Origin of the sequence: Bradyrhizobium sp. IAR9 (genome assembly GCF_013408065.1) — a bacterium.
Lineage (GTDB): Bacteria > Pseudomonadota > Alphaproteobacteria > Rhizobiales > Xanthobacteraceae > Bradyrhizobium.
The window spans coordinates 265,544-284,931 of the sequence record NZ_JACBZW010000010.1; the positions used below are offsets into that span (position 1 = coordinate 265,544).

Below are 19,388 nucleotides of genomic sequence, written 5' to 3' on the forward strand. Positions count from 1 at the left end.
CGACCATGAAAATCGATACGCTCGCAGTCGACTTTACCGACGAGCAAAAACGCTATCTCGAAGGTTTTACGACCGGTCTGCAGATCAGCCGGGTCGGTCGCGGTCTCGGCGGCGGAGGCGGCGCCGGCAAGCCGAACGCCGAGCCTGTTGGTCCCGATGCCGTGCACATCAAGGCGCAGGACAAGGTCATCGCGTCGGGCAAGAAGCTCGCCGACCAGGAGAAGTTCAAGCGCGACGAGCATCCCTTCGATGCTTATCCGCGGCTGCGCCAGCAAGCGCTCGACAATACGCCGCCGAGCCCGGCGGACAATTTCCGCTGGCGCTATTACGGCATCTTCTATGTCGCGCCGACGCAGGACTCCTACATGAGCCGCCTGCGGATTCCGAACGGCATCATGAAGCATTGGCAGATGTCGGGCCTTGCCGATCTCGCCGACGAGCTCTGCGGTCCCTACAGCCACGTCACGACGCGCGCCAATCTCCAGCTTCGCGAGATTCCGCCGAAGAATGCCGTGAAGCTGATCGAGGGTATCCAGGACCTCGGCCTGTGTTCGCGCGGCTCCGGCGCCGACAACATCCGCAATGTCACGGGCACGCCGACGGCTGGCATCGATCCGCAGGAGATCATCGACACGCGGCCCTATGCGCGCGAATGGCACTACCACATCCTCAACGATCGCTCGCTCTACGGCTTGCCGCGCAAGTTCAACGTCGCCTTCGACGGCGCCGGCAGGATCGCGGTGCTCGAGGAGACCAACGACATCGCCTTCACGGCGTATGAGGTGAAGGACGGCTTTGGCGTCGAGCCCGGAATCTGGTTCCGCCTCGGCCTCGGCGGCATCACCGGCCACAAGGACTTTGCGAAATATTCCGGCATCATCGTCAAGCCGGAGCAGGCGACGGCTGTCGCCGATGCCATCGTGCGGGTATTCATCGACCATGGCGATCGCACCAACCGCAACAAGGCGCGGCTGAAATATGTGCTCGACGCCATGGGCCATGACGGCTTTCTCAAGCTCGTCGAGGAACGGCTGAAGACGCCGTTCACGCACGTGCCGGAAGAGGCGTTCGCGCCTCGGCCCGCGGCGGACCGCATGGCGCATGTCGGCGTGCACAAGCAGAAGCAGGACGACCTCAACTGGATTGGCGTCTCGCTGCCGCTCGGCAAGCTCAGCTGCGATCAGATGCGCGGTCTTGCCAAGGTCTCGCGCGACCTCGGCGACGGTGAGATCCGCCTGACGGTCTGGCAGAACCTGCTGATATCAGGGGTGCGCGACGAGAACGTCGCGCTCGCCGTCGCCGCCATCAAGCAGATCGGGCTCGCGGTCGAGGTTTCGCACATCCGCGCCGGACTGATCGCCTGCACCGGCAACGCCGGCTGCCGTTTCGCGGCGTCCAACACCAAGCGCAGCGCGGCCGAGATCGGTGATTGGTGCGAGCCGCGCGTCGCCATGGACAAGCCGGTCAACATCCATGTCACTGGCTGCCACCATTCATGCGCACAGCATTACATCAGCGATATCGGCCTGATCGGTGCGCGCGTGCCGGTGAACGAGGACGACACGGTCGAGGGCTATCACCTCTTCACGGGTGGCGGGTTCGGCCCCGACGCGGACGTCGGGCAGGAGGTCTATCACGACCTCAAGGCCGAGGACGCGCCGAAGACGGTCGAAGGACTGCTCAAGGCCTATATCGCCCATCGCTCGTCACCCGACGAAACCTTCCTGTCCTTTGCGCGCCGCCATGACGGCGAAACGCTGCGCAAGCTTGCCGATGCACAGGTGTCCGCATGAACCAGATCACGCCTCCGCCGAAACTCGATATCATCCCCGCCAGCGCCCCGTTCTCCGACGCGCAGCGCTCCTGGCTGAACGGCTTCTTCGCCGGGTTGCTCTCGCCCGATGTCGCCGCGCCGCTGTCGGCGGAGCAGGGCGCCGCCGTCATGCAAGGCGCAGCCGGCGACGGTGACGACGGCGAGGCGCCCTGGCACGACCAGACCATGCCGATCGCCGACCGGATGAAGCTTGCGGAGGGCCGTCCCGTCCGCCGCAAGATGATGGCGGCGATGGCGCAGCAGGATTGCGGCCAGTGCGGCTACAATTGCCACGATTATTCGGAGGCGATCGCGGGCCGCAGCGAAGCACGGCTCAACCTCTGTGTCCCCGGCGGCAAGGAAACCGCGCGGATGCTGAAGTCGCTGTACGAGGAGCTGGACAAGGCGCCGGCGGCCAAGGCGGCTGACAAGACGGACGCGGTGACCGCGCCGGCCGTGACCGTGACGATCGCGGAGCCGGGCCGCTCGCGCGACAACCCCGTGACCGCGACATTTCTCTCGCGCCGTCTGCTCAACAAGGGCAAGTCCGAGAAGGAAACCTATCACGTCGAGTTCGATCTCTCCGAGAGCAAGCTCGACTACGTCGTGGGCGACAGTTTTGGCGTGTTCGCGCGCAACGAGGTCGGCCTCGTCGACCAGATCATCGCGCTGCTCGGCGCCTCCCACACCACCAAGGTCAACGGCAAGACGTTGCGCGAGGTGCTGATCGAGGACGTCTCGCTGTCGCCGGCACCCGACACGCTGTTCGAATTGATCTCCTTCATCACCGGCGGCGCGCAGCGCGAGAAGGCGCGGGCGCTGGCGCAGGGCGAGGATCCCGACGGCGATGCCGCCACGCTCGACGTCATGGCGGCGCTGCAGAAGTTCTCGGGCACCAGGCCGCATCCGGAGGCTTTCGTCGAGGCGCTGGAGCCGCTGCAGCCGCGGCTCTACTCGATCTCGTCCTCGCACAATGCGACGCCCGGAAAGCTGTCGCTGACCGTCGATTCCGTGCGCTACGTCGTCGGCAAGCGCAAGCGCCTCGGTGTCGCCTCGACCTTCCTCGGCGAGCGCATCACAGAAGGCGAGAATCTCAAGGTCTATGTGCAGAAGGCGCACGGTTTCGGCCTGCCGCAGGACCCGAAGACGCCCGTGATCATGATCGGTCCCGGCACCGGCATCGCGCCGTTCCGTGCTTTCCTGCTCGATCGCAAGGCGACCGGCGCGCCCGGCAAGAACTGGCTGTTCTTCGGCCATCAGCGCAGCGATTGCGACTTCTTCTACCAGGAGGAGCTCAATGCGATGAAGACCTCGGGTCTGCTGACGCGCATGTCGCTGGCCTGGTCGCGCGACGGCGAGAAGAAGTTCTATGTGCAGGACCGCATGCGCGAGGTCGGCCGCGAGGTGTGGACCTGGCTCGCCGAAGGCGCGCATCTCTACATCTGCGGCGATGCCAAGCGCATGGCCAAGGACGTCGAGCGTGCGCTGGTCGACATCGTCGCCCAGTTCGGGGCTCGTTCGACCGACGAAGCTGTCAGCTTCGTCGCCGAGCTCAAGAAGACCGGCCGCTTCCAGGCTGACGTGTACTAAGGCGATCGTCGGGCTACAGTCATCCGGGCCGGTTCCAATCGGCTCGGATTTGAACGAATAAGATTCTCGGAACCCGTACCTGGAGAGAATTTACATCTGCGATGCGGCCTCCTCAAAGGAGGCACATCGCTATTTCCTCCGGTATCTTGCCTCCCTCCCTGGTTGATCCCTCATAATCCCGCAAATGGGGCGTTGGAGATCGACCATGCGCGAACTATCGGCGGAAGCCAGGCTGCACTTCTACGCGCGCTCGCTCTCGCGTCGGACCGGGGCGAGCATGCATCATTTCGCGCTCTACAGTGCGTTTGCCGTGATCGCGGCGATCGTGTTCGGCACGTTGTCGATACACCCGTTCTAAAGATCCTGCTCGGTCTCGTAGGGTGGGCAAGCGAAGGTGCCCACCGCCTGTGTCAATCATGCAGAGATCGTGGGCACGGTGCTATGCGCCTTTGTCCACCCTACGGCACCTGATGGGCCTCACGCCCCGCGCTTGAACGGCGCCACTTCGATCCCTGCATCCTTCAACGCCTGACGCAAGGTCCGCGCGATCTCGACGGCGCCGTGCGTGTCGCCATGAATGCACACCGTGTCGGTGCGCATCTTGATGACCTTGCCCGTCACCGAGACCACCGCGCCGTCCTGCACCATGCGCACCACGCGGTCGGCAATCGCCTTGGCGTCGTGCAGCACCGCGCCGGGCTTCTTGCGCGAGACGAGATTGCCGTCGTCCTCATAGGCGCGGTCGGCGAACACCTCGTGCACCATCGGCAGATTGGCGGCTTCGCCGGCCTTCACCAGCTTGGAATTGGCGAGCACGACGAAGATCAGGCTGGGATCGACCGCCCGGATGCCGGCGGCGATCGCCTTCGCCGTCATGTCGTCCTCGCAGGCGACGTTGGAGAGCGCGCCATGCGCCTTCACATGCGTGACCTTGTGGCCGGCCGCGGTCGCAATCGCCTGCAATGCGCCGATCTGGTAGGCGACGAGGTTCTCGATCTCGGACGCCTTCAGGCCCGCGATCGGATGGCGGCCGAAACCGTGCAGGTCGCGATATCCGGGATGGGCGCCGACCGAGACGCCGCGCGCCTTCGCCAATTCTACCGTCCGGCGCATGATGTCGGGGTCGCCGGCATGGAAGCCGCAGGCGACGTTGACCGAGCTTGCCAGCTCGATCATCGCGGGATCGTTGCCCATCTCCCACGCGCCAAAACCTTCGCCGAGGTCGCAATTGAGATCGATCGTCTTCATGGGTTGCTCTCCGCCTCTGGTCGTCGTGTCGTTTATGGCTCCGCCGTCACCTGCCAGGTCCCGGCGTCCACGGCGCTGACAGCATAGCCCGCGACGTTGGCATCGCTGAGCGCCTCGATGTTGAGCGCGACGGTGTCGGCAGAGCGCAGGCGATCGGGCAGGTTGCGGATCAGTTGCGCAAATTTCCTCGCCTCGTCCTGCGCCTCGGCCATGCTCACAGCCCTGAAGCGGAACGCGGTTCCCGCCGAGGTCTGGGCGAGGCGGCCGACGTCGGCGGTGATGACGGTTGCGATCTTCGGATAGCCGCCGGAGGTACCGCGGTCCATCATCAGCGCGATCGGCGAGCCGTTGCCGGGCACCTGGATGCTGCCGTTGACCGTGCCGTCGGAGACGATGTTGTGGCCGTGCAGATGCTTGATGGCGGGGCCCTCGAGCCGGTAGCCCATGCGGTCGGAGGTCGCCGAAATCTTCCACTCGCTGCCCAGGAACAGCGCCTTGTTGGCGTCGTCGAACTCGTCGTCCTGCGGCCCCAGCACGACGCGGATCGGACCTGTCGCAGGCTTCGGCAGCTCGATGCGCAGCTCCGCCGCGCCGCTCGCGGCATCGACACTGAATTCATCGCCGGCCTGGAGCGGGCGCGGGTAGGGGCTGCCGAGGCCGGCGCGGGCATTCACCGCGAGACTGCCGAACACCATCTCGCCTTTAATGGCGCCTTCGATGGCGAGATAGGTGAACGCGCCGCCGCGGGCAAAGCCCAGCGTCAGCGTCTCGCCGTCCTTCAGCGTCACCGACGTGTCCATCGGGACCGGGTTTCCGGCGACGTCCGCATTGCGCGGCGCGCCTGAAATTGCAACACGCACGGCGCCATCGCGCGCGGTGAAGGCGGCGCCGAACGGGCCGATCTCTCCAGTGGCCGCGAACGGCTCGTTGCCGACCAGCGTGTTCGCCGCAGCCAGCGACAGGCGGTCCATGGCGCCGCTGACCGTCAGACCATAGCGCTGTGCGCCGTGGCGTCCGCCGTCCTGCACGGAGCTTGCCGGGCCGATGCTGGCGACGACGAGCCGGCTCATGCGTCCACCTGCTCGGCGACGATCTCGCCGGCTTCCGCAGCGCGGTCCAGCTCCTCGAAGGTCTTGTGATCGATGGAGAAGAACGTCACGCGGTCACCGGGTTCGGTGAGGAAGGTTGGATCGCGGTGGAGCTGATAGGTTCTGACAGGCGTGCGGCCGAGCAGATGCCAGCCGCTCGGGGCGGCGAGGCACTGGATCCCGGCCTGGACGCCACCGATCGAGATCGTGCCGGCGGGCGTCAGCAGCCGCGGATTTTGCCGGCGCGACATGTGCAGGGATTTGTCGAGGCCGCTGAGATAGGACCAGCCCGGCGTGAAGCCGATCATGGCGACCTTGTAGTCGCCGCCCGCATGCCGGGCGACGATGTCATCAGGCGTGGTGCTCAGCGCCTTGGCGACATCCTCGAGGTCGATGCCATGCTCGCCGCCATAGGCGACGGGAATGCGCCAGCGCCGCGCCTTGGTGACCGGCGGCGGCGGCTGGATAGCGATCGGGAGCAGCTTGTCGCCCAGCGCATCGAAACCGATCTTGCCGGGATCGTAGTGCACCAGCAGCGAGCGATAGGTTGGCACAGTCTCGGTGATGCCATCGATCGGGCTTGCTGCGAGCGCCTTGTCCAGCGCCAGCACGCGTTGGTTGGCATCGTCGTCGATGGTGCGGCTGAACTCGACCGTGACGGCGCTGTCGCCACTGGGCAGAAGGCGGGGCGGGGAGAGCGTCACGGCCATTGAGCTGTCGAAGAGCTGTCGAAATCGGGCTTTTGCGGGAGCGGGCTCGACCTTGAGTTCCGCCTCACCCCTGCTTCGCGTAAATGCGCCCGCAAGTCCAATAAATTAATGCAGGAGGCCACGATAAGGCTTTGTTATCGCGTCGCATAACAGCCCACCGGCCCTGCGTTATTGATAGCCTCTTGGCCCTTGACGCAAAGCGCCCGGCTCGCAAGATGCGCTCGTTCTTTCCCGCCCATCCGGAGCTCGTCTGTTTCCATGTCGCTGTCCCCCGAAGCCCGCAAGATCCTCGCCGGCATCACCACTGCCACCATCACCACGGTCCTGCTGAAAAAGGGCCTGCGCAACGTGTGGATGCGGGGCGCGCGGCCGCTGCGCCCCGGCCTGCCGCGTCTGGTGGGGCCGGCCTTCACGCTGCGCTTCGTGCCGGCGCGCGAGGATCTGGCGACGCCGGAATCCTGGTCGTCGCCGATCTCGACCCGCACCGCGATCGAGGCGATGCCCGAGGGTTGCATCGCCGTAGTCGATGCCATGGGCATCACCGATGCCGGCATCTTCGGCGACATCCTCTGCGCCCGCATGATGAAGCGCGGTGTCACCGCGCTCGTCACCGACGGCGTCGTGCGTGACGTCGAGGGCGTGCTCGGCACCAACCTGCCGGTGTGGTGCGACGGCTATGCCGCGCCGCCTTCGGTCGCCGGCCTGACCTTCGTCGGCTGGGGCGAGCCGATCGGCTGCGGCGGGGTTGCTGTTTTTCCGAACGACATCGTGGTCGCCGACCAGGACGGCTGCGTGCTGATCCCGCAGGCGATGCTCGAGCACGTGCTCAACGAGGGCGTCGAGCAGGAGCGGATGGAGGCCTGGATCGTCAACGAGGTGAACAACGGCGCGGTGCTGCCCGGCCTCTACCCCATGAACGCGGAAACCAAGGCGCGCTACGCCGCCAGCAAGAAGTAACGAAGCGAGGACCCCATGGAGATCACTGTTGCCGGCACGCGGCTGACCCGCCGCGCGCCCAAGGAAAACTTCACCGGTACCGTGTGGCAAGACCCCATCATCATGGCGCCCGCGCCGGCACGGCTGAACTGCTCGCGCGTCGCCTTCGAGCCCGGCGCGCGCACCAATTGGCATCACCATCCGCTCGGGCAGACGCTCTACGTCATCTCCGGCGTCGGCCGCGTCCAGACCAAGGGCGGTCCTGTCAGGGAGATCCGCCCCGGCGACACCGTCTGGATCCCGCCGGGTGAATTGCACTGGCACGGCGCTTCGCCGACCAACGGCATGTGCCACATCGCCATGCAGGAGGCGCTCGACGGGACCTACTCGACCTGGCTGGAGCCGGTGACCGACGCGGAGTACGGCGCGGCGCTGGGCTGAGGCATTGGTGTCCCGGACAAGACGCATCGCCCCAAGGCGATGCGCCGCCGATCCGGGACCCAGAACTGCCGAACGAGCAAGGAAGCTGGGTCCCGGCTCGGCGCAGCAACGCTTCGCGCTGCTGCTTGTCCGGGACATGGCAACCTACATCCGTTCCGCCGTCCACGTGCCCGTGCACAGCGCGCCGCGCCAGGTGCCGGAGCCCGAGGTGCCGCTGAGCCGGCCGAAGCCGACGGCGCGCTTGATGCCGGTGCTCAAGGTGACGTTGATGCTGCCGGCGTCCGCCACGCGGCCCGATGCCGTCACCGCGGCGCTGGTCGATGCGATCTGCCCATTGTTGATACCGATCGCGACGGTGGCGCCGTTGCCGCAGGTCTCGCTCGAGGACGAGATCCGCACGTTCCAGGCGCCGTCGAAGCTGGTCGATGCTGCATTTGCCTGTCCGCAGAGCAGGGCGGCGGCCCAGATCGCGGCAAAGATACCCTTGCAAAGACGTCGCATGACACGCCCCATTGGCTGAACCTGCGGGGCATCGTGTCACGACATGGGGCGGACTGATGTGAGGGGTGTCACGGATGCGGTCGGACGGTCCAACGCGATCGTGTCGGAGCGCCGCCGCATCAGCCGGGCAGAGCCGTGAAAGCTGGCGTTCGTAGCATCACCTTGTTTTCGCGGTGCGATCGATCACGCGCGCCAGCGAGACGGCGGAGTTTGTATCGACCAGCGGGGTCTTGCCGACTGTCTTTCGCAGTGCGAACGCCTCGGATGCAAAAAGCTTGTCCGGATCATCAGGGGCGTCCTTGATGCCGGTGAGCAGGCGGATCTGCATGCCCTTCAGGAGCTCCGTCACGGCCGGTTTGGCGATTGTCTTGTCATTGGGGTCGGCCAGGAGTGCCTCTTCCCAGCCGCGGTGAGCATTCTTGGGTGTCACGCGCTCCACAAGCTTATCGTAGCTGGTCTGGTAGGCGCCGATGGCCACGAGGCGATCGTTTTCGGCGAGCTCAGGCGAAGTGATCACCTCGGAGCGCAGAGTCAGCATCTGCTCGTCTGCATGCTCCAGCTCCCGCTTCATGATGCTGCTTGCAACACCCTGCCAGTGTCGGTGAAATCCGAGCTGCGTGAGAGGGTTGATCGTATCAGGTCCCTCGGGCAGCAGGCTGGCCGTGAACTCTATGGCCAGAAGGCAATAGTCCAGGCCAGACACGCGCTGGCCGTCCAGCAGCAATTTGTCGTCCGTCACCACCAGTCGCTTGGCAACCGCTTCGTCCAGGTCGGGGCCGGCAACCAGGAGATAGCCGCTGCGGGCGAGCGCATTGCCGTCGGCATAGGAGAACAAGGGCGTGACGATGTTGAGTCCGAACAGGCCCGCGACCCGGTCGTAGATCTTTTCAGCCACGCGCAACCCGTCGGAAACGCCCGGCGCGAGCCCGGTCTGTGTGGTCAGGTCGGCCGCCAGTTGCAGGACCTGTTGCGCGACGTCGTGAAACGGAAGGCGGAACAGCCCGACGAACAGGGACAAATTGTCCTGCTTCATGGGCGCGCGCCTGACGGCGTAGATATTCTTGAAGTCGACATACCCCGGAGCGGCACCGGCGGCCTTCAGCTGAGCGGCGATCTCGTCATTGCTCAGGATCGTGGGTCGGCGCTGACGCCCGTCGCCGAAGCTGAACTCGGTGAGCACGACGCCGAGCGGAAGGAACGAGTTGAAAAACTTGCCGCCCTCGCGCAAGCCCATTTCGACCATACGCACGCCGAAATAGCTCGCTTCGGGCAGGAAGGTCTGTCCCGCGGTCATCGCGTTGCCACCGCTCGACGCGACGTAACCGACATAGGGGCGCCGCAACTCGCGGCTCGCCCAGTGCTCCACGACGTTCTTGAGTGTGGCCCAGACTGTCATGACATCCTTCCACTCCAAGCAGCTCAGTGGTTGCTCACTGGCAGCGAGCTGCCCAATCGGTCGACTGCGCCAGCAAGATCGGTGAGAGCCAGATCGGACTTTCTTCGTCGTAGTTCAGGCTTTCCCACGATGCGCGACAGGCTTTGCGGAACGCGACGCAAACGGACCGCGTCTTGTGGAGCTCGTCATAGAACTCCCTGGCGAACTGCGGCGCGCGTTCGTCCTCGACATTCCATCGGAAGCCCAAGGCGTAGGGGATTCCGTTCATCACCAGTTGCTGAACGCAGCCCTTCGAGATGCCACGGCAGGCCGAGAGGTAGACCAGTGTCGTCGTTGAAAGCCCGTCGGATGCCGCCACCCTGTCGAGCTTCAGGCCGACCGCTTGCTGCGGTTGCAGTCCGGGAAGGACGAGGGTTGCGGTTTTCTGGCCATCGCTCCAGGCGTGACCGGCGTAGTGGAGAATGGTCGGCCGGAATGCGTCGAGCTGCTTCAGCAGATAGGGGGCGGCCTCGCCCGGAGGGGCGTCCGACAAGTTGACGACCTTCAAATCGAAACAGCCCGCGGCACCCAGCTCTGTCACGTGCTTCAGTTCGGTATCGATATTGCCAAGCTTGTCGAACTTCTTGCCATCGCAGATCGCGCTGTCGAGCTTCAGATCGGGATGTTCGCCGATCTGAGAACGAACGAACATCAGTTTTGCACCCGGTTTGATCCGCGCCCGCTCACTGGCCCTTCCGCGGACAAAGGATGGAATGCGCCGGACGATCGGCGCATAGAGCAGCACGAATGGCCCATTTTCCTCCGAGAGATAACGTACACTCGCCTCGAAGGGCACCGGATAAAAGCCGGCGTCGCTGATGACGAACCGGAACGACAGTCCCACCAGCCCGCCCGCGGACTTCTCGATCTGCGAGAACAGATGTTCGCCGATCGCTTTGACAACGAAGCTTTTGAACAGGCGTGTTCCGATGTCCCGCGTTTGGCCGAGCCAGTTGTTCAGCGGCATCTCATCGCGCGCATAAGTCTGAGCGGCAGATTTGAGGTCATCGAGATCGCTGATGGTGTTCCAGCGAAGCATAGGAGAGCCGTCTTCACCCGTTCCGAGCCGGCATTCCACCTTGGCGCTATGGATTTCGATCTCGATCACGCGGAACGCGCCCGGAATCGCATCCGTCTCGTCGGGATGCCCGGTGAGCATCGCAATGAACGGGCGCAAGATCCGATGCCGGTGCAGCTGCAGCGCGTCCATCGGCAGGATCAACGCATTGCCTGCTGTTCTGCACTCTTCCTCCAGGTCCGCGCAGGTTCCGAACGAAGGTGCGATGACCAGCACGGAGGTGTGGGGGTCCTGGGCCAGGACGACGGTGTTGAGCACGTGCTTCGCGCCAAGGGTCGTGCGTGTGTCGAATACGGCGCTGGGGTCAGTCGGCAACCGGGCGTCGAGCACGAGCAATTCAGTCTCATTCGCGATGAGCCACTCGCTGGTCTGGTCCGGGGTCATCAGAGGCTTGTCGTACAAGTCCTCCAGGGCCACTCCGGCCGCGAGCAGATGTCCCCGCAGGGTTTCGAACATGCTTGGTTCGGCGGTGGCTATGGCAATCTTTGCTGTCATACCGGTGCCTCCTGCGCGCACAATGGCAGGTTGAACTCGAATCCCGCGCCGTCCAGCTCGATCAGATCGCCGTCGTGCTGTTCGGCAGCCTTGCGAATAGCCTCGACCGCGACGCTGGCCATCTGCCGTGCCCGGTGCTGGCTCTGCTCGATCGGATCCGCCGCCGACGGTGCCAGAGCGTCGGTAATCGTCGCGGGCAGGCGCATGGACACCGAGAGGCGATGCGGCGGCCGTTCCGCGATCGTCACGGTCAACCTGTCGTTCGGCGTGATGCGCAACAACAGCAGAGAGCTGAGGGCGGAGCGAAATGCAAAGCTCAACCTCTTCGTCCATCCCTTGACCAACACCGGATGACGCATCGCAATCTGGTCGACGAGGTCGATCGCGGCACGATCCTCGACGGGAAGGCCTTCGACCTCGTGATAAAGCACTTCCAATACGTCGAATTGCTCGGGGGCCTCCTGCGGCGTCTGCTGAACGGTCAGACGATCGGACAGACGTTCGAAAGTCAGGTCGGCCCTCAGCAGGTGGTTGGCGGCCTGCTCGAGCAGCTCGGCGCAATTCCTCATGAGCTCTGGTTTGCTCAGGAGCGATGCGGCGCCGCGCAGCAGGCCGTCGGCCATCAACAGTGGGGCGCGGGTCTCGCGTGCAACGGCCGTGACGGTCTCTTCCAGATATCCCCAGTCGCTCTCCCGGCTTTGGTCCGCAAGGCTGGTAAACAGCCAGAGTTGATGACCATAATCGTCATTCAACGGCTCGCGATTTGCGAGAGTCGTCAGCTCGGTGCGCGGTGCGTCGCCGATCGTCAGGTGGATGTGAAGACGGTGCTGGATCCCGCATTCCGCCAGTTGCACAGAATCTTCGCTCCGGGCGCCAAATGACGAGAGCTTCTTGTCACGCGCCTGGCCGAAGATGTTCTCGGCTGCTCCATTCATGTGGCAGATCGTCCCAACGGCATCCACGATGACGGCCGCCTGCTCGATTCTATCCATGAGCGCGTGCTCGATCGCTTCATGCCAGCGAGCCGCAAAGATCTGTTCGCAGTCGGCGGCGAGGCCACTTGCCGCGTCCTGATCAGGCCCACGGAACGCGTTGAACTCCGATGATTCCATGTCCAGGATCAGTTCGATCTTGCCATTCACGAACAGGGGGACGGTCATGGCGGATCGCTGATCGGGTGCGGTTTTGATGAAGCCGTAGTTCCGCTCGGTATCGCCGATGTCTGGAACAACCAGAATGCTCCGCGCGGCCAGGCAGCTGCCGAGCATGCCGCTGGACAGCTCCTGGGTGTACTCGGCCCTGCGGTCAGGAGCTTTCACGAGCAGGTTTCGGTCATTCTTGACGTGCTCGGCGACCAGCACGAACTTGCTGCGGCGGCGATCGACCCGGAACACGCCGACATACTCCCAGCCCAGACATTTCGTGGTGCCTGTGGCCAGCAGCTCAGCGATGGCGCGTGCGCTCGCTGCCTTGTTCAAATCGTCCTTGAGTTTGCGCAAGGCGCGTGCCTGGGCGTGTTCCATGGCGGCGTCTGCGGCCTGCAATATCTCCTCGACGCCGAGATTTTGCAGCGTGCGCAGATCCGAGGCGGTGTATTGGTGCTTGCGGGACAGCAGAGCAAGCGAACTTCCAAACCGGCCTCCGGCTTTGCGGATCGGCAATACGATCATCGACTCGAATTCGTCGGCGATGATGGCCTTGCTCACCGGGTTGTCCATTTCCTCCGGATTGAGGCGCTCGACGAACGCGGCCAAATTGTTGTCCCACGTCTTGCCCTGCTCGAGCCAATCGATCACGCCGGGCGGCACCTTGAACCAACGCGTGCTCCACTCCCAGCTGGGTCTGGGAAAGACAGTGACCGCTCGCCAATAATCGCTGAGATCGTTGTAGACCCCGAACGTGCTCATTTCGAACGGGATGACCTTGCCGATGACCTGGAGCGTTGCCTCGATGATCGCTTGCGGATCATCGTGCTCGGCTAGAATCGTCTTGAGCTCACGACGGGCGCGATCTTCGGCAAGAGGAGCGAACAGCACCAACAGCCCTGCCGAGCTGTTCGGTGCTTCCATGTAAGGTGTTCCGCTCACCCTTGCCAGAACGGAACGACCGTCTTTCGGGCGGAGCCTGACGAAGCTCGAGAAGCCCGTTTGTTTGGTGATCCATTCGGCGAACAGGTTCGTCGTTCCCTCGTCCTCGGGTCCGAATACGAGGGAGAGGGACATCTCCTTGAGTTCCGGTTCCGAGAAGCCCAGAACCTGCACCGCGCGCTCGTTTGCGAACCGGATCTTGCCTGTCAAGTCGGTGCGGAGCACGCCATCCTGCAAGGCATCGAGGCGGCTCTGTTCAGCGCTCTGGTCGAGCAGGAGTGCGTAATTGCCCGGCTTTCCATCCTCGTCGCGCAGCGGGCCGATCTCGACTCTGACCTGACGAACCGCTTCGTCGGTCTGGATGTCTGCGCGCAAACTCGTGTTGTGATTTGCCCGGAGGGCCATGCACACGTCGGCTGCACGGGACCCAAACAACCCGGGGAAAGCAGCGCCGCGCCTGCCGGGAATGAGCTTGTCGAATGCCGCATTCGAATAGACGATGCGGCCGTCGTTCGCCAGTTCGACGAAGGGAATCTCGCTGTAATGTGCGGCTTCATCGAGCGCGTCATACCGATCCGACAATACGCTCAGCATGGTATTTTGCGATTGCAGGATCTTGCCGACGGTCTGAGCGTCGAAACCGAACTCCGAAACGAGCATCCGCGCTTGCTCGTTGACCAGTGGCTGCAGCGCGGTCGTCAAGCTTGTCTGCCGACTTCGGAGCGCGCCGATCACATGGCGTCGTATGCTTTCCTCCGACATCAACAAGCCGGGGCTCCAGTCGCCTGAGACTAGCGATGGCGTCGCACGGAGTTCCTCCATAACAACCTCGCTCGCTTACGCAACTATCGGCGCCGAAAGAAGATCGGCAAATGACTTTTCGGTTTACTCAATCTCGGCGAAACGGTGCCGACTGTGCGGTAAACAGGTCGCAAAGGGTCTGACGATCAATCCAGACTAGAAGCAACTTCGGCGGGCAGAGTATGAAATGGTTCACAATGGGGGCATTTGAATCGAGCGGTCCTACGACACGAGGCCCCGGCTCGCATGGGCGGGGATAGCGACGACTATCCCGGCCAGTCGGATCATAGATTGCAGGTTGTGTGACGAAAACGTCAGCCTACCTGCGCCAGGTTGGCTCACGTGCAATCAGCGCCGCTCAATTCACCCGCGTCCAGGTCTGGCCGCCGCAGAACATGCCGCCGAAGGCGCAGCCCTGCACGCGCAGGCGGTCGGTGCCCTTCATCGCGATCGTCGAATCGTAGGTCGAGCCGGAGTTCGGATCGAGGATGCGGCCGGACCATTTCTGGTCCTTGCTGGGCTTCATGTTGATCAGAACCTGCTCGCCATTCTGGTTCGATTTGGAATCAACCGAGTAGCCGCAGAGATTGCTGCCGCATTGCTCGATGCGGACCTTGCCTTCCTTTTCCTCGGTGAGCCAGACGCCGAGCGGCGAGCTGAGATCGCGTGTGGCCGCGGCTGCCGGAGCCGGCGTGGCTGCGGCCGCCTGGACGGGAGCGGCGGCAGGCGCCGGAGCGGGCGGCGGAGGCGGCGCCGATGGCGCAGTAGCGACGGTCGGAGCGGGCGGTGGTGCCACGGTGGGCGCTGCCTGCTGCTCAGCGGGCGCAGGGGCCGGGGGCGGCGCAGGTGGCGGCAGCACGGCCGTGTCAGCCGGCGCATTGGTGGCGGTCGTGGTCGGCGGAGGCGCCGGCGGTGGCGCAGGAGGCGGCGCCACGGCTGCAGCAGCCGCGGGCGCCGCGGGCGGGGCGGCGGGAGCGGGAGCTGGAGCGGCTGGTGCCTGCGGATCGACCGTGGCCTGCTGCGGCGCCTGCTCGTTCTTCTTGGCCTTCTTGGCCTTGGCCTGGCCGGTGTTGTCGTACACGCCGGGAATCTGCACCGTGCCGCGGTCCGGATCGATCCGGATGGTGCGTCCGCCATATTCGAAAGTGTACTGTGCTTGAGCAGCTGTACTCGCCAACAGGAATGCGGCCGCGGCCAACAGCTTCCTCATTTCCATCTCCTGAGCAGATAGTCCCGGACCGACGCTTACGCCTCGGTTCGTTCTTCAAAAGTGATCTAGATCACTGTCCTCGGTATAAGTCGTGCGCGTGCCGACCTTGGTTCAATAACGCCGAACTCTGCCCGGAGTTGGGCAGGGCGGCCCCGCTCCAATTTGGCGCGCCTGAGCGGCGAATTCAGCGCGCCGCGTCTACCTCCGCGGACAACCGGCATTGGCGACCTGATGGGCGCGGGCAAGCGCTGCGTCGTTCGCCTTATCGGCATGAACATCGACCGAACCAACGAGGCAGGCCTTCGTGCCATCGATCGCGAACACGGAGAGCTCCTGGAGCTCCTTCTCATCCTCGCCGACCCGTCGCCAGGTGCGGATCACCGCGGCCCTTGGCACGCCGGCTCGCATGATCCATTGCACCTTTTCGCCGAACGACTTGCCGGCGCCGCGCCATTGCGCGGTCGGCCCGGACACCTTCTCGATTGCGCTCCGAGGCGCAATCGTGACCGATACGATATTGCCTTCGTCGGCAAAGCTCACCACGTAACCGGCCGGACCCGGGCAGGTCCACAGGCCGAGTTCATTTGTCGACTCGTCCTTGCAGGCCGGCCCTGTCGCGGGCGTGAACTTCGTCTTCGCGACCGCACCGTGGACCCCGCCGATCCCGATCCCGAGCGCGATTGCGATTGCCAATTCCCGCCGCATTGCTAGTCGAACCACGCTGCATAGATCTTCTTGTAGCTGCCGTCTTCCATCGAGATATGCAGCCATTGGTCGACGAAGGCCTTCAGCGCCATGTCGCGCTGGAGCCAATAGGCCTTCTCGGAGAAGTCGAACGGTTTTTCGGGATGCACCGCGCAGAGCACGCCGGCGTGCTGCTTCTGCTGGTAGCGCGTCTCGGAGGCGTCCGTCATCATCAGATCGGCGTTGCCCTTGGCGATCTCGTCGAAGATCACGGTATTGTCGGAGAAGACGGTGATCTCGGCGTCCTTGATGTTGGCACGCGCAAAGCGCTCGTTGGTGCCGCCGGGATTGACGATCACGCGGGTGCCCTTCTTGTCGATATCGGGAAGCGTCTGGTACTTGCCGACGTCGGCGCAGCGTGCGATCGGCGTCTTGCCTTCGCGCATGATCGGCGTCGAGAAGAAGCCCTTCTTCTGCCGGTCGAACGTGACCGATACGCCGCCCATGGCGATGTCGAACTGGTCGGCCTCGAAATCCTTCATCAGCTTCGGCCAGGCGGTCGGCACGAACTCGACCTTGACCCCGAGCGCCTTGCCGAGCGCCTCTGCCATGTCGACATCGAAGCCGCTGAATTTTTGCGTCGCCTTGTCCAGATAGGTGAAGGGCTTGTAGTCGCCGGTCATGCCGACGCGCAAGGTGCCGCGCTTGACGATCTCGTCGAGGCGTGAGGGCGCCTGCTGCGCGTGGGCCGAAAGGTTTGCCAGCAACGCCACGGCCGCAGCCGCCAAGATTCGAACAGCCATCCGAACGATCATGTCTTTTCCACCCCTGCGCGAGCTGTCATTGTGCAGCTCTTGAGGGGTGGATTTAGACCAGATGCCAGTCGCTGGCGAGATGGAATTGAGGGAATCTGGACGTGACGATCTCGATGTACGAGGCCTCTGTCGGCCTCTTCGTCCCCCATTTGCGCAACCTGTCGGGACTGCTCGACAAGGGCGTGGCGTATGCGGAGGCCCGCAAGTTCAATCCGGCCGTTCTGCTCGGTATGCGGCTGGCCCCGAACATGTACGATCTGGCGCAGCAGGTCGGCGAGGCCTGCCGACATGCCGTGGTCGCCCCGGCCTTGCTGGCGGAGCTCGAGCCGGTGGCGCTGCCGGCGCTGGAGCACGACATGGCCGGGCTTCAGGCGCGGATCGCAACCTCGATCGAGTTCATCGAAGGCCTGCCGCGTGCGGAGATCGATGCGGCGGCGGAACGGAATGTCTTCTTCAGGCTGAAGAACGGGACCGAGCTGCCCTTCACCGGGCGAGCGCTGCTGCTGACGTTCAGTGTCCCGCAGTTCTTCTTTCACGTCACCACCGCCTACGACCTGCTGCGGCATGCAGGCGTCGAGCTGGTGAAGAAGGATTATCTGGGAAGGAAGTAGTTGGCGGTGCTCGGTGTACACCTCTCCTTTCGGGAGGGGTGTACACCGAGACCTGAGGCCGGAGCGCTAGGCTTCGCCCTTGCGCTCGTAGTCGGCGAGCGAGCTGCGGCCGGCGATCTCGCTGCGCAGCTGCTCGAAGCGCCTGTTCGCCTCGTCCTGCTGGACGTCGACGAAATGCACCGCGGCCTCACTCGTCATGGGGCCGCTGACCACGGGCGTGGACTGTTCGCCGATGGTCTCGTGGACGTAATACTCACCGTCATCGCCGCGATGCACCGTCCATTTCAGGCGGATCGCGACCATCGGGCCGGGGCCGACCTTGCTATAGCCGTCGGCGTCGGTGTGCTCCGGCACCAGCGGCTGCTCTTCGACCATTGGATGCTCGTCGACTGACTGATGCTCGTCGACCGACGGATGCTCGTCGACAGCCGAATACTCATCGACGACCTGATGCTCGTCGGGGTCCACGTGCTCGCGCTCTCCGGCAACCACGATCTCCGTCTCGGTCTTGCGAATGACGAGGACGGGCTCGGGGTGCTCCAGGATGCTGGCGATGGTCGCCAGCGCGTGGTCGGTCGGGTCGATCTCTGACAAGGGTGCATCCTCCAGCTCGACGCGGCCGGCTAGTCCTGTCCCGCTGCCGCCGCGCTTCCGTCACCATTACGCGCGCTTGATTAAGGCTGAGTTGGGGCTCGATCTGCACCAAAATGGGACGCATTCTGGCCTTCCGAAGGCGGGTGGACTAAGTCATGATCCGGAAAAGTGCGCAGCGGTTTTCCGAAAAGATCATGCTCAAACAATAACTAAAGCGCGATGACGATTCATCGCGCTTTGTCCATCCGCTTTCGGCTTGTTCAGCCCAGCACGTCCTGATTGATGATGTTCTGCCGGATGGGATCGCCGTCCAGCACACTCAGGATGTTGCGCGCGGTCTGCTCGCTCATGCGGCTGACCGCCTCCACCGTGACGCCGGCGACGTGCGGGGCGATGATGACGTTGGGCAGCGCGAACAGCGCGTTGCTGACCGGCGGCGGCTCCACCTCGAACACGTCGATGCCGGCGCCGGCGATCTTGCCGGAAACCAGGGCGTCGTACAGCGCGGCTTCCTTCACGATGCCGCCGCGCGCGGTGTTGATGAGATAGGATTTCGGCTTCATCCGGCCGATCCGCGCTGCATCGAACAGACCGACGGTTTCCGGCGTCTTCGGGCAGTGGATGGTGACGAAATCGGCGTGAGGCAGCGCGGCGTCGAGGTCGGCGACGGGCTCGCAGCCGGCAGCCTTGATCTCGGCGGCTGGCTTGTAGGGATCGTAGACCTGCACGGTCATTTCCATCGCCAGGCACCGCTTGGCGGTACGGCTGCCGATGCGGCCGAAGCCGATGATCAGCACGGTCTTGCCGTACAGATCGAACGGCAGCATGCCGAGCCGGTCGGCCCATTTGCCGTCCTTGACGCAGGCGTGCAACTCGTTCGCGCGCTTGGCCAGCGTCAGCATCATGAACAGCGCCTGCTCGGCGACCGAGGGCGAGTTGGCGCTGCCCGCGACCATCAGCGGCACCTTGCGGCGGGAAAGGGCGGGCACGTCGACGGCGTCGTAGCCGACGCCGATGCGGGTCACGACCTTCATGTCCTTGGACGCCTCGAGCTCGGTCTCGCCGAAGGCGGTGGCGCCGAGCGCCACGCCATGGACCGGCGCATGGCTCTTCAGCAAGGCCTCGAAATCCCTGGCCGAGATCAGGTTCGCAAACTCGACGAGCTCGATATCGTCCCGCTGGGTGAGGAGGGCGCGTGCCCCTTGCGACAAAGTTTGTGTAACGAAAATCTTCTTCTTGTTGGTCGCCATC

The 19,388-nt window shown here is 64.2% G+C and carries 18 protein-coding genes; 6 read left to right on the forward strand and 12 right to left on the reverse strand.

Going from position 1 to position 19,388, the window contains the following annotated elements:
• The first annotated feature begins 5 nt into the window (after positions 1 to 5).
• From GGD67_RS25745 to GGD67_RS25755, 3 genes are all read left to right on the forward strand, one after another.
• Positions 6 to 1,793, forward strand: coding sequence for a NirA family protein (locus GGD67_RS25745; RefSeq protein ID WP_179736688.1), 1,788 nt, complete (start codon positions 6 to 8; stop codon positions 1,791 to 1,793).
• Positions 1,790 to 3,403: a sulfite reductase subunit alpha gene (locus GGD67_RS25750; RefSeq protein WP_179736690.1), complete on the forward strand. Its 1,614-nt coding sequence runs from the start codon at positions 1,790 to 1,792 to the stop codon at positions 3,401 to 3,403. The genes GGD67_RS25745 and GGD67_RS25750 overlap by 4 nt, the downstream gene beginning before the upstream one ends.
• A 205-nt stretch (positions 3,404 to 3,608) precedes the next feature.
• The gene (locus GGD67_RS25755) at positions 3,609 to 3,761 is read left to right on the forward strand and encodes a hypothetical protein (protein WP_165637618.1); all 153 of its coding nucleotides are present in this window, start codon (positions 3,609 to 3,611) and stop codon (positions 3,759 to 3,761) included.
• Positions 3,762 to 3,880: 119 nt separating this feature from the next.
• Here the strand turns inward: GGD67_RS25755 and GGD67_RS25760 are convergent, their stop codons facing one another.
• Genes GGD67_RS25760 through pxpB form a run of 3 tightly spaced genes read right to left on the reverse strand, consistent with a single transcriptional unit; the run spans position 3,881 to position 6,449 of the window.
• The gene (locus tag GGD67_RS25760; RefSeq protein ID WP_018317990.1) at positions 3,881 to 4,651 is read right to left on the reverse strand and encodes a LamB/YcsF family protein; all 771 of its coding nucleotides are present in this window, start codon (positions 4,649 to 4,651) and stop codon (positions 3,881 to 3,883) included.
• 32 nt (positions 4,652 to 4,683) lie between these two features.
• Entirely contained in the window at positions 4,684 to 5,721 is a 1,038-nt protein-coding gene (locus GGD67_RS25765; RefSeq protein ID WP_179736692.1) for a biotin-dependent carboxyltransferase family protein, read from the reverse strand.
• Complete coding sequence (gene pxpB, locus GGD67_RS25770) at positions 5,718 to 6,449, reverse strand: 5-oxoprolinase subunit PxpB (RefSeq protein WP_179736694.1); 732 nt, start codon at positions 6,447 to 6,449, stop codon at positions 5,718 to 5,720. Before pxpB ends, GGD67_RS25765 begins: the two co-directional genes overlap by 4 nt.
• Before the next feature lie 258 nt (positions 6,450 to 6,707).
• Between pxpB and GGD67_RS25775 the strand changes: the two genes are divergently transcribed.
• Both GGD67_RS25775 and GGD67_RS25780 read left to right on the forward strand, forming a co-directional pair.
• Complete coding sequence (locus tag GGD67_RS25775; RefSeq protein WP_018317993.1) at positions 6,708 to 7,406, forward strand: ribonuclease activity regulator RraA; 699 nt, start codon at positions 6,708 to 6,710, stop codon at positions 7,404 to 7,406.
• A 15-nt stretch (positions 7,407 to 7,421) separates the two neighbouring features.
• Positions 7,422 to 7,826, forward strand: a complete 405-nt coding sequence (locus tag GGD67_RS25780; RefSeq protein ID WP_018317994.1) for a cupin domain-containing protein — start codon at positions 7,422 to 7,424, stop codon at positions 7,824 to 7,826.
• 144 nt (positions 7,827 to 7,970) lie between these two features.
• Here GGD67_RS25780 and GGD67_RS25785 read toward each other — a convergent pair whose 3' ends face one another.
• From GGD67_RS25785 to GGD67_RS25815, 7 genes are all read right to left on the reverse strand, one after another.
• On the reverse strand, positions 7,971 to 8,327 hold the full coding sequence (locus tag GGD67_RS25785; protein ID WP_179736696.1) for a hypothetical protein: 357 nt from the start codon (positions 8,325 to 8,327) through the stop codon (positions 7,971 to 7,973).
• A 157-nt stretch (positions 8,328 to 8,484) separates the two neighbouring features.
• Positions 8,485 to 9,723, reverse strand: a complete 1,239-nt coding sequence (locus tag GGD67_RS25790; protein WP_179736698.1) for a hypothetical protein — start codon at positions 9,721 to 9,723, stop codon at positions 8,485 to 8,487.
• Between the two features lie 34 nt (positions 9,724 to 9,757).
• Positions 9,758 to 11,335: a CHAT domain-containing protein gene (locus GGD67_RS25795; RefSeq protein WP_179736700.1), complete on the reverse strand. Its 1,578-nt coding sequence runs from the start codon at positions 11,333 to 11,335 to the stop codon at positions 9,758 to 9,760.
• A complete protein-coding gene (locus tag GGD67_RS25800; RefSeq protein WP_179736702.1) occupies positions 11,332 to 14,124 on the reverse strand; it encodes a PAS domain-containing protein in 2,793 nt (930 codons plus the stop codon). The genes GGD67_RS25795 and GGD67_RS25800 overlap by 4 nt, the downstream gene beginning before the upstream one ends.
• A gap of 457 nt (positions 14,125 to 14,581) precedes the next feature.
• Complete coding sequence (locus GGD67_RS25805; protein ID WP_179736704.1) at positions 14,582 to 15,433, reverse strand: DUF2147 domain-containing protein; 852 nt, start codon at positions 15,431 to 15,433, stop codon at positions 14,582 to 14,584.
• A gap of 198 nt (positions 15,434 to 15,631) precedes the next feature.
• Positions 15,632 to 16,126 (reverse strand): hypothetical protein, encoded by a 495-nt coding sequence (locus tag GGD67_RS25810; RefSeq protein WP_246784351.1) that lies wholly within the window; start codon positions 16,124 to 16,126, stop codon positions 15,632 to 15,634.
• 14 nt (positions 16,127 to 16,140) lie between these two features.
• Complete coding sequence (locus tag GGD67_RS25815; protein ID WP_092258061.1) at positions 16,141 to 16,920, reverse strand: transporter substrate-binding domain-containing protein; 780 nt, start codon at positions 16,918 to 16,920, stop codon at positions 16,141 to 16,143.
• A gap of 125 nt (positions 16,921 to 17,045) precedes the next feature.
• On the opposite strand from GGD67_RS25815, the gene GGD67_RS25820 reads away from it, so the two are divergent.
• Complete coding sequence (locus GGD67_RS25820) at positions 17,046 to 17,543, forward strand: DUF1993 family protein (protein ID WP_179736802.1); 498 nt, start codon at positions 17,046 to 17,048, stop codon at positions 17,541 to 17,543.
• A 66-nt stretch (positions 17,544 to 17,609) separates the two neighbouring features.
• Here GGD67_RS25820 and GGD67_RS25825 read toward each other — a convergent pair whose 3' ends face one another.
• Both GGD67_RS25825 and GGD67_RS25830 read right to left on the reverse strand, forming a co-directional pair.
• A complete protein-coding gene (locus GGD67_RS25825) occupies positions 17,610 to 18,137 on the reverse strand; it encodes a hypothetical protein (RefSeq protein WP_179736706.1) in 528 nt (175 codons plus the stop codon).
• A 260-nt stretch (positions 18,138 to 18,397) separates the two neighbouring features.
• Positions 18,398 to 19,387 carry a hydroxyacid dehydrogenase gene (locus GGD67_RS25830; protein WP_179736709.1) on the reverse strand — a complete coding sequence of 330 codons (990 nt, stop codon included), beginning with the start codon at positions 19,385 to 19,387 and terminating at the stop codon, positions 18,398 to 18,400.
• Position 19,388 lies beyond the last annotated feature (1 nt).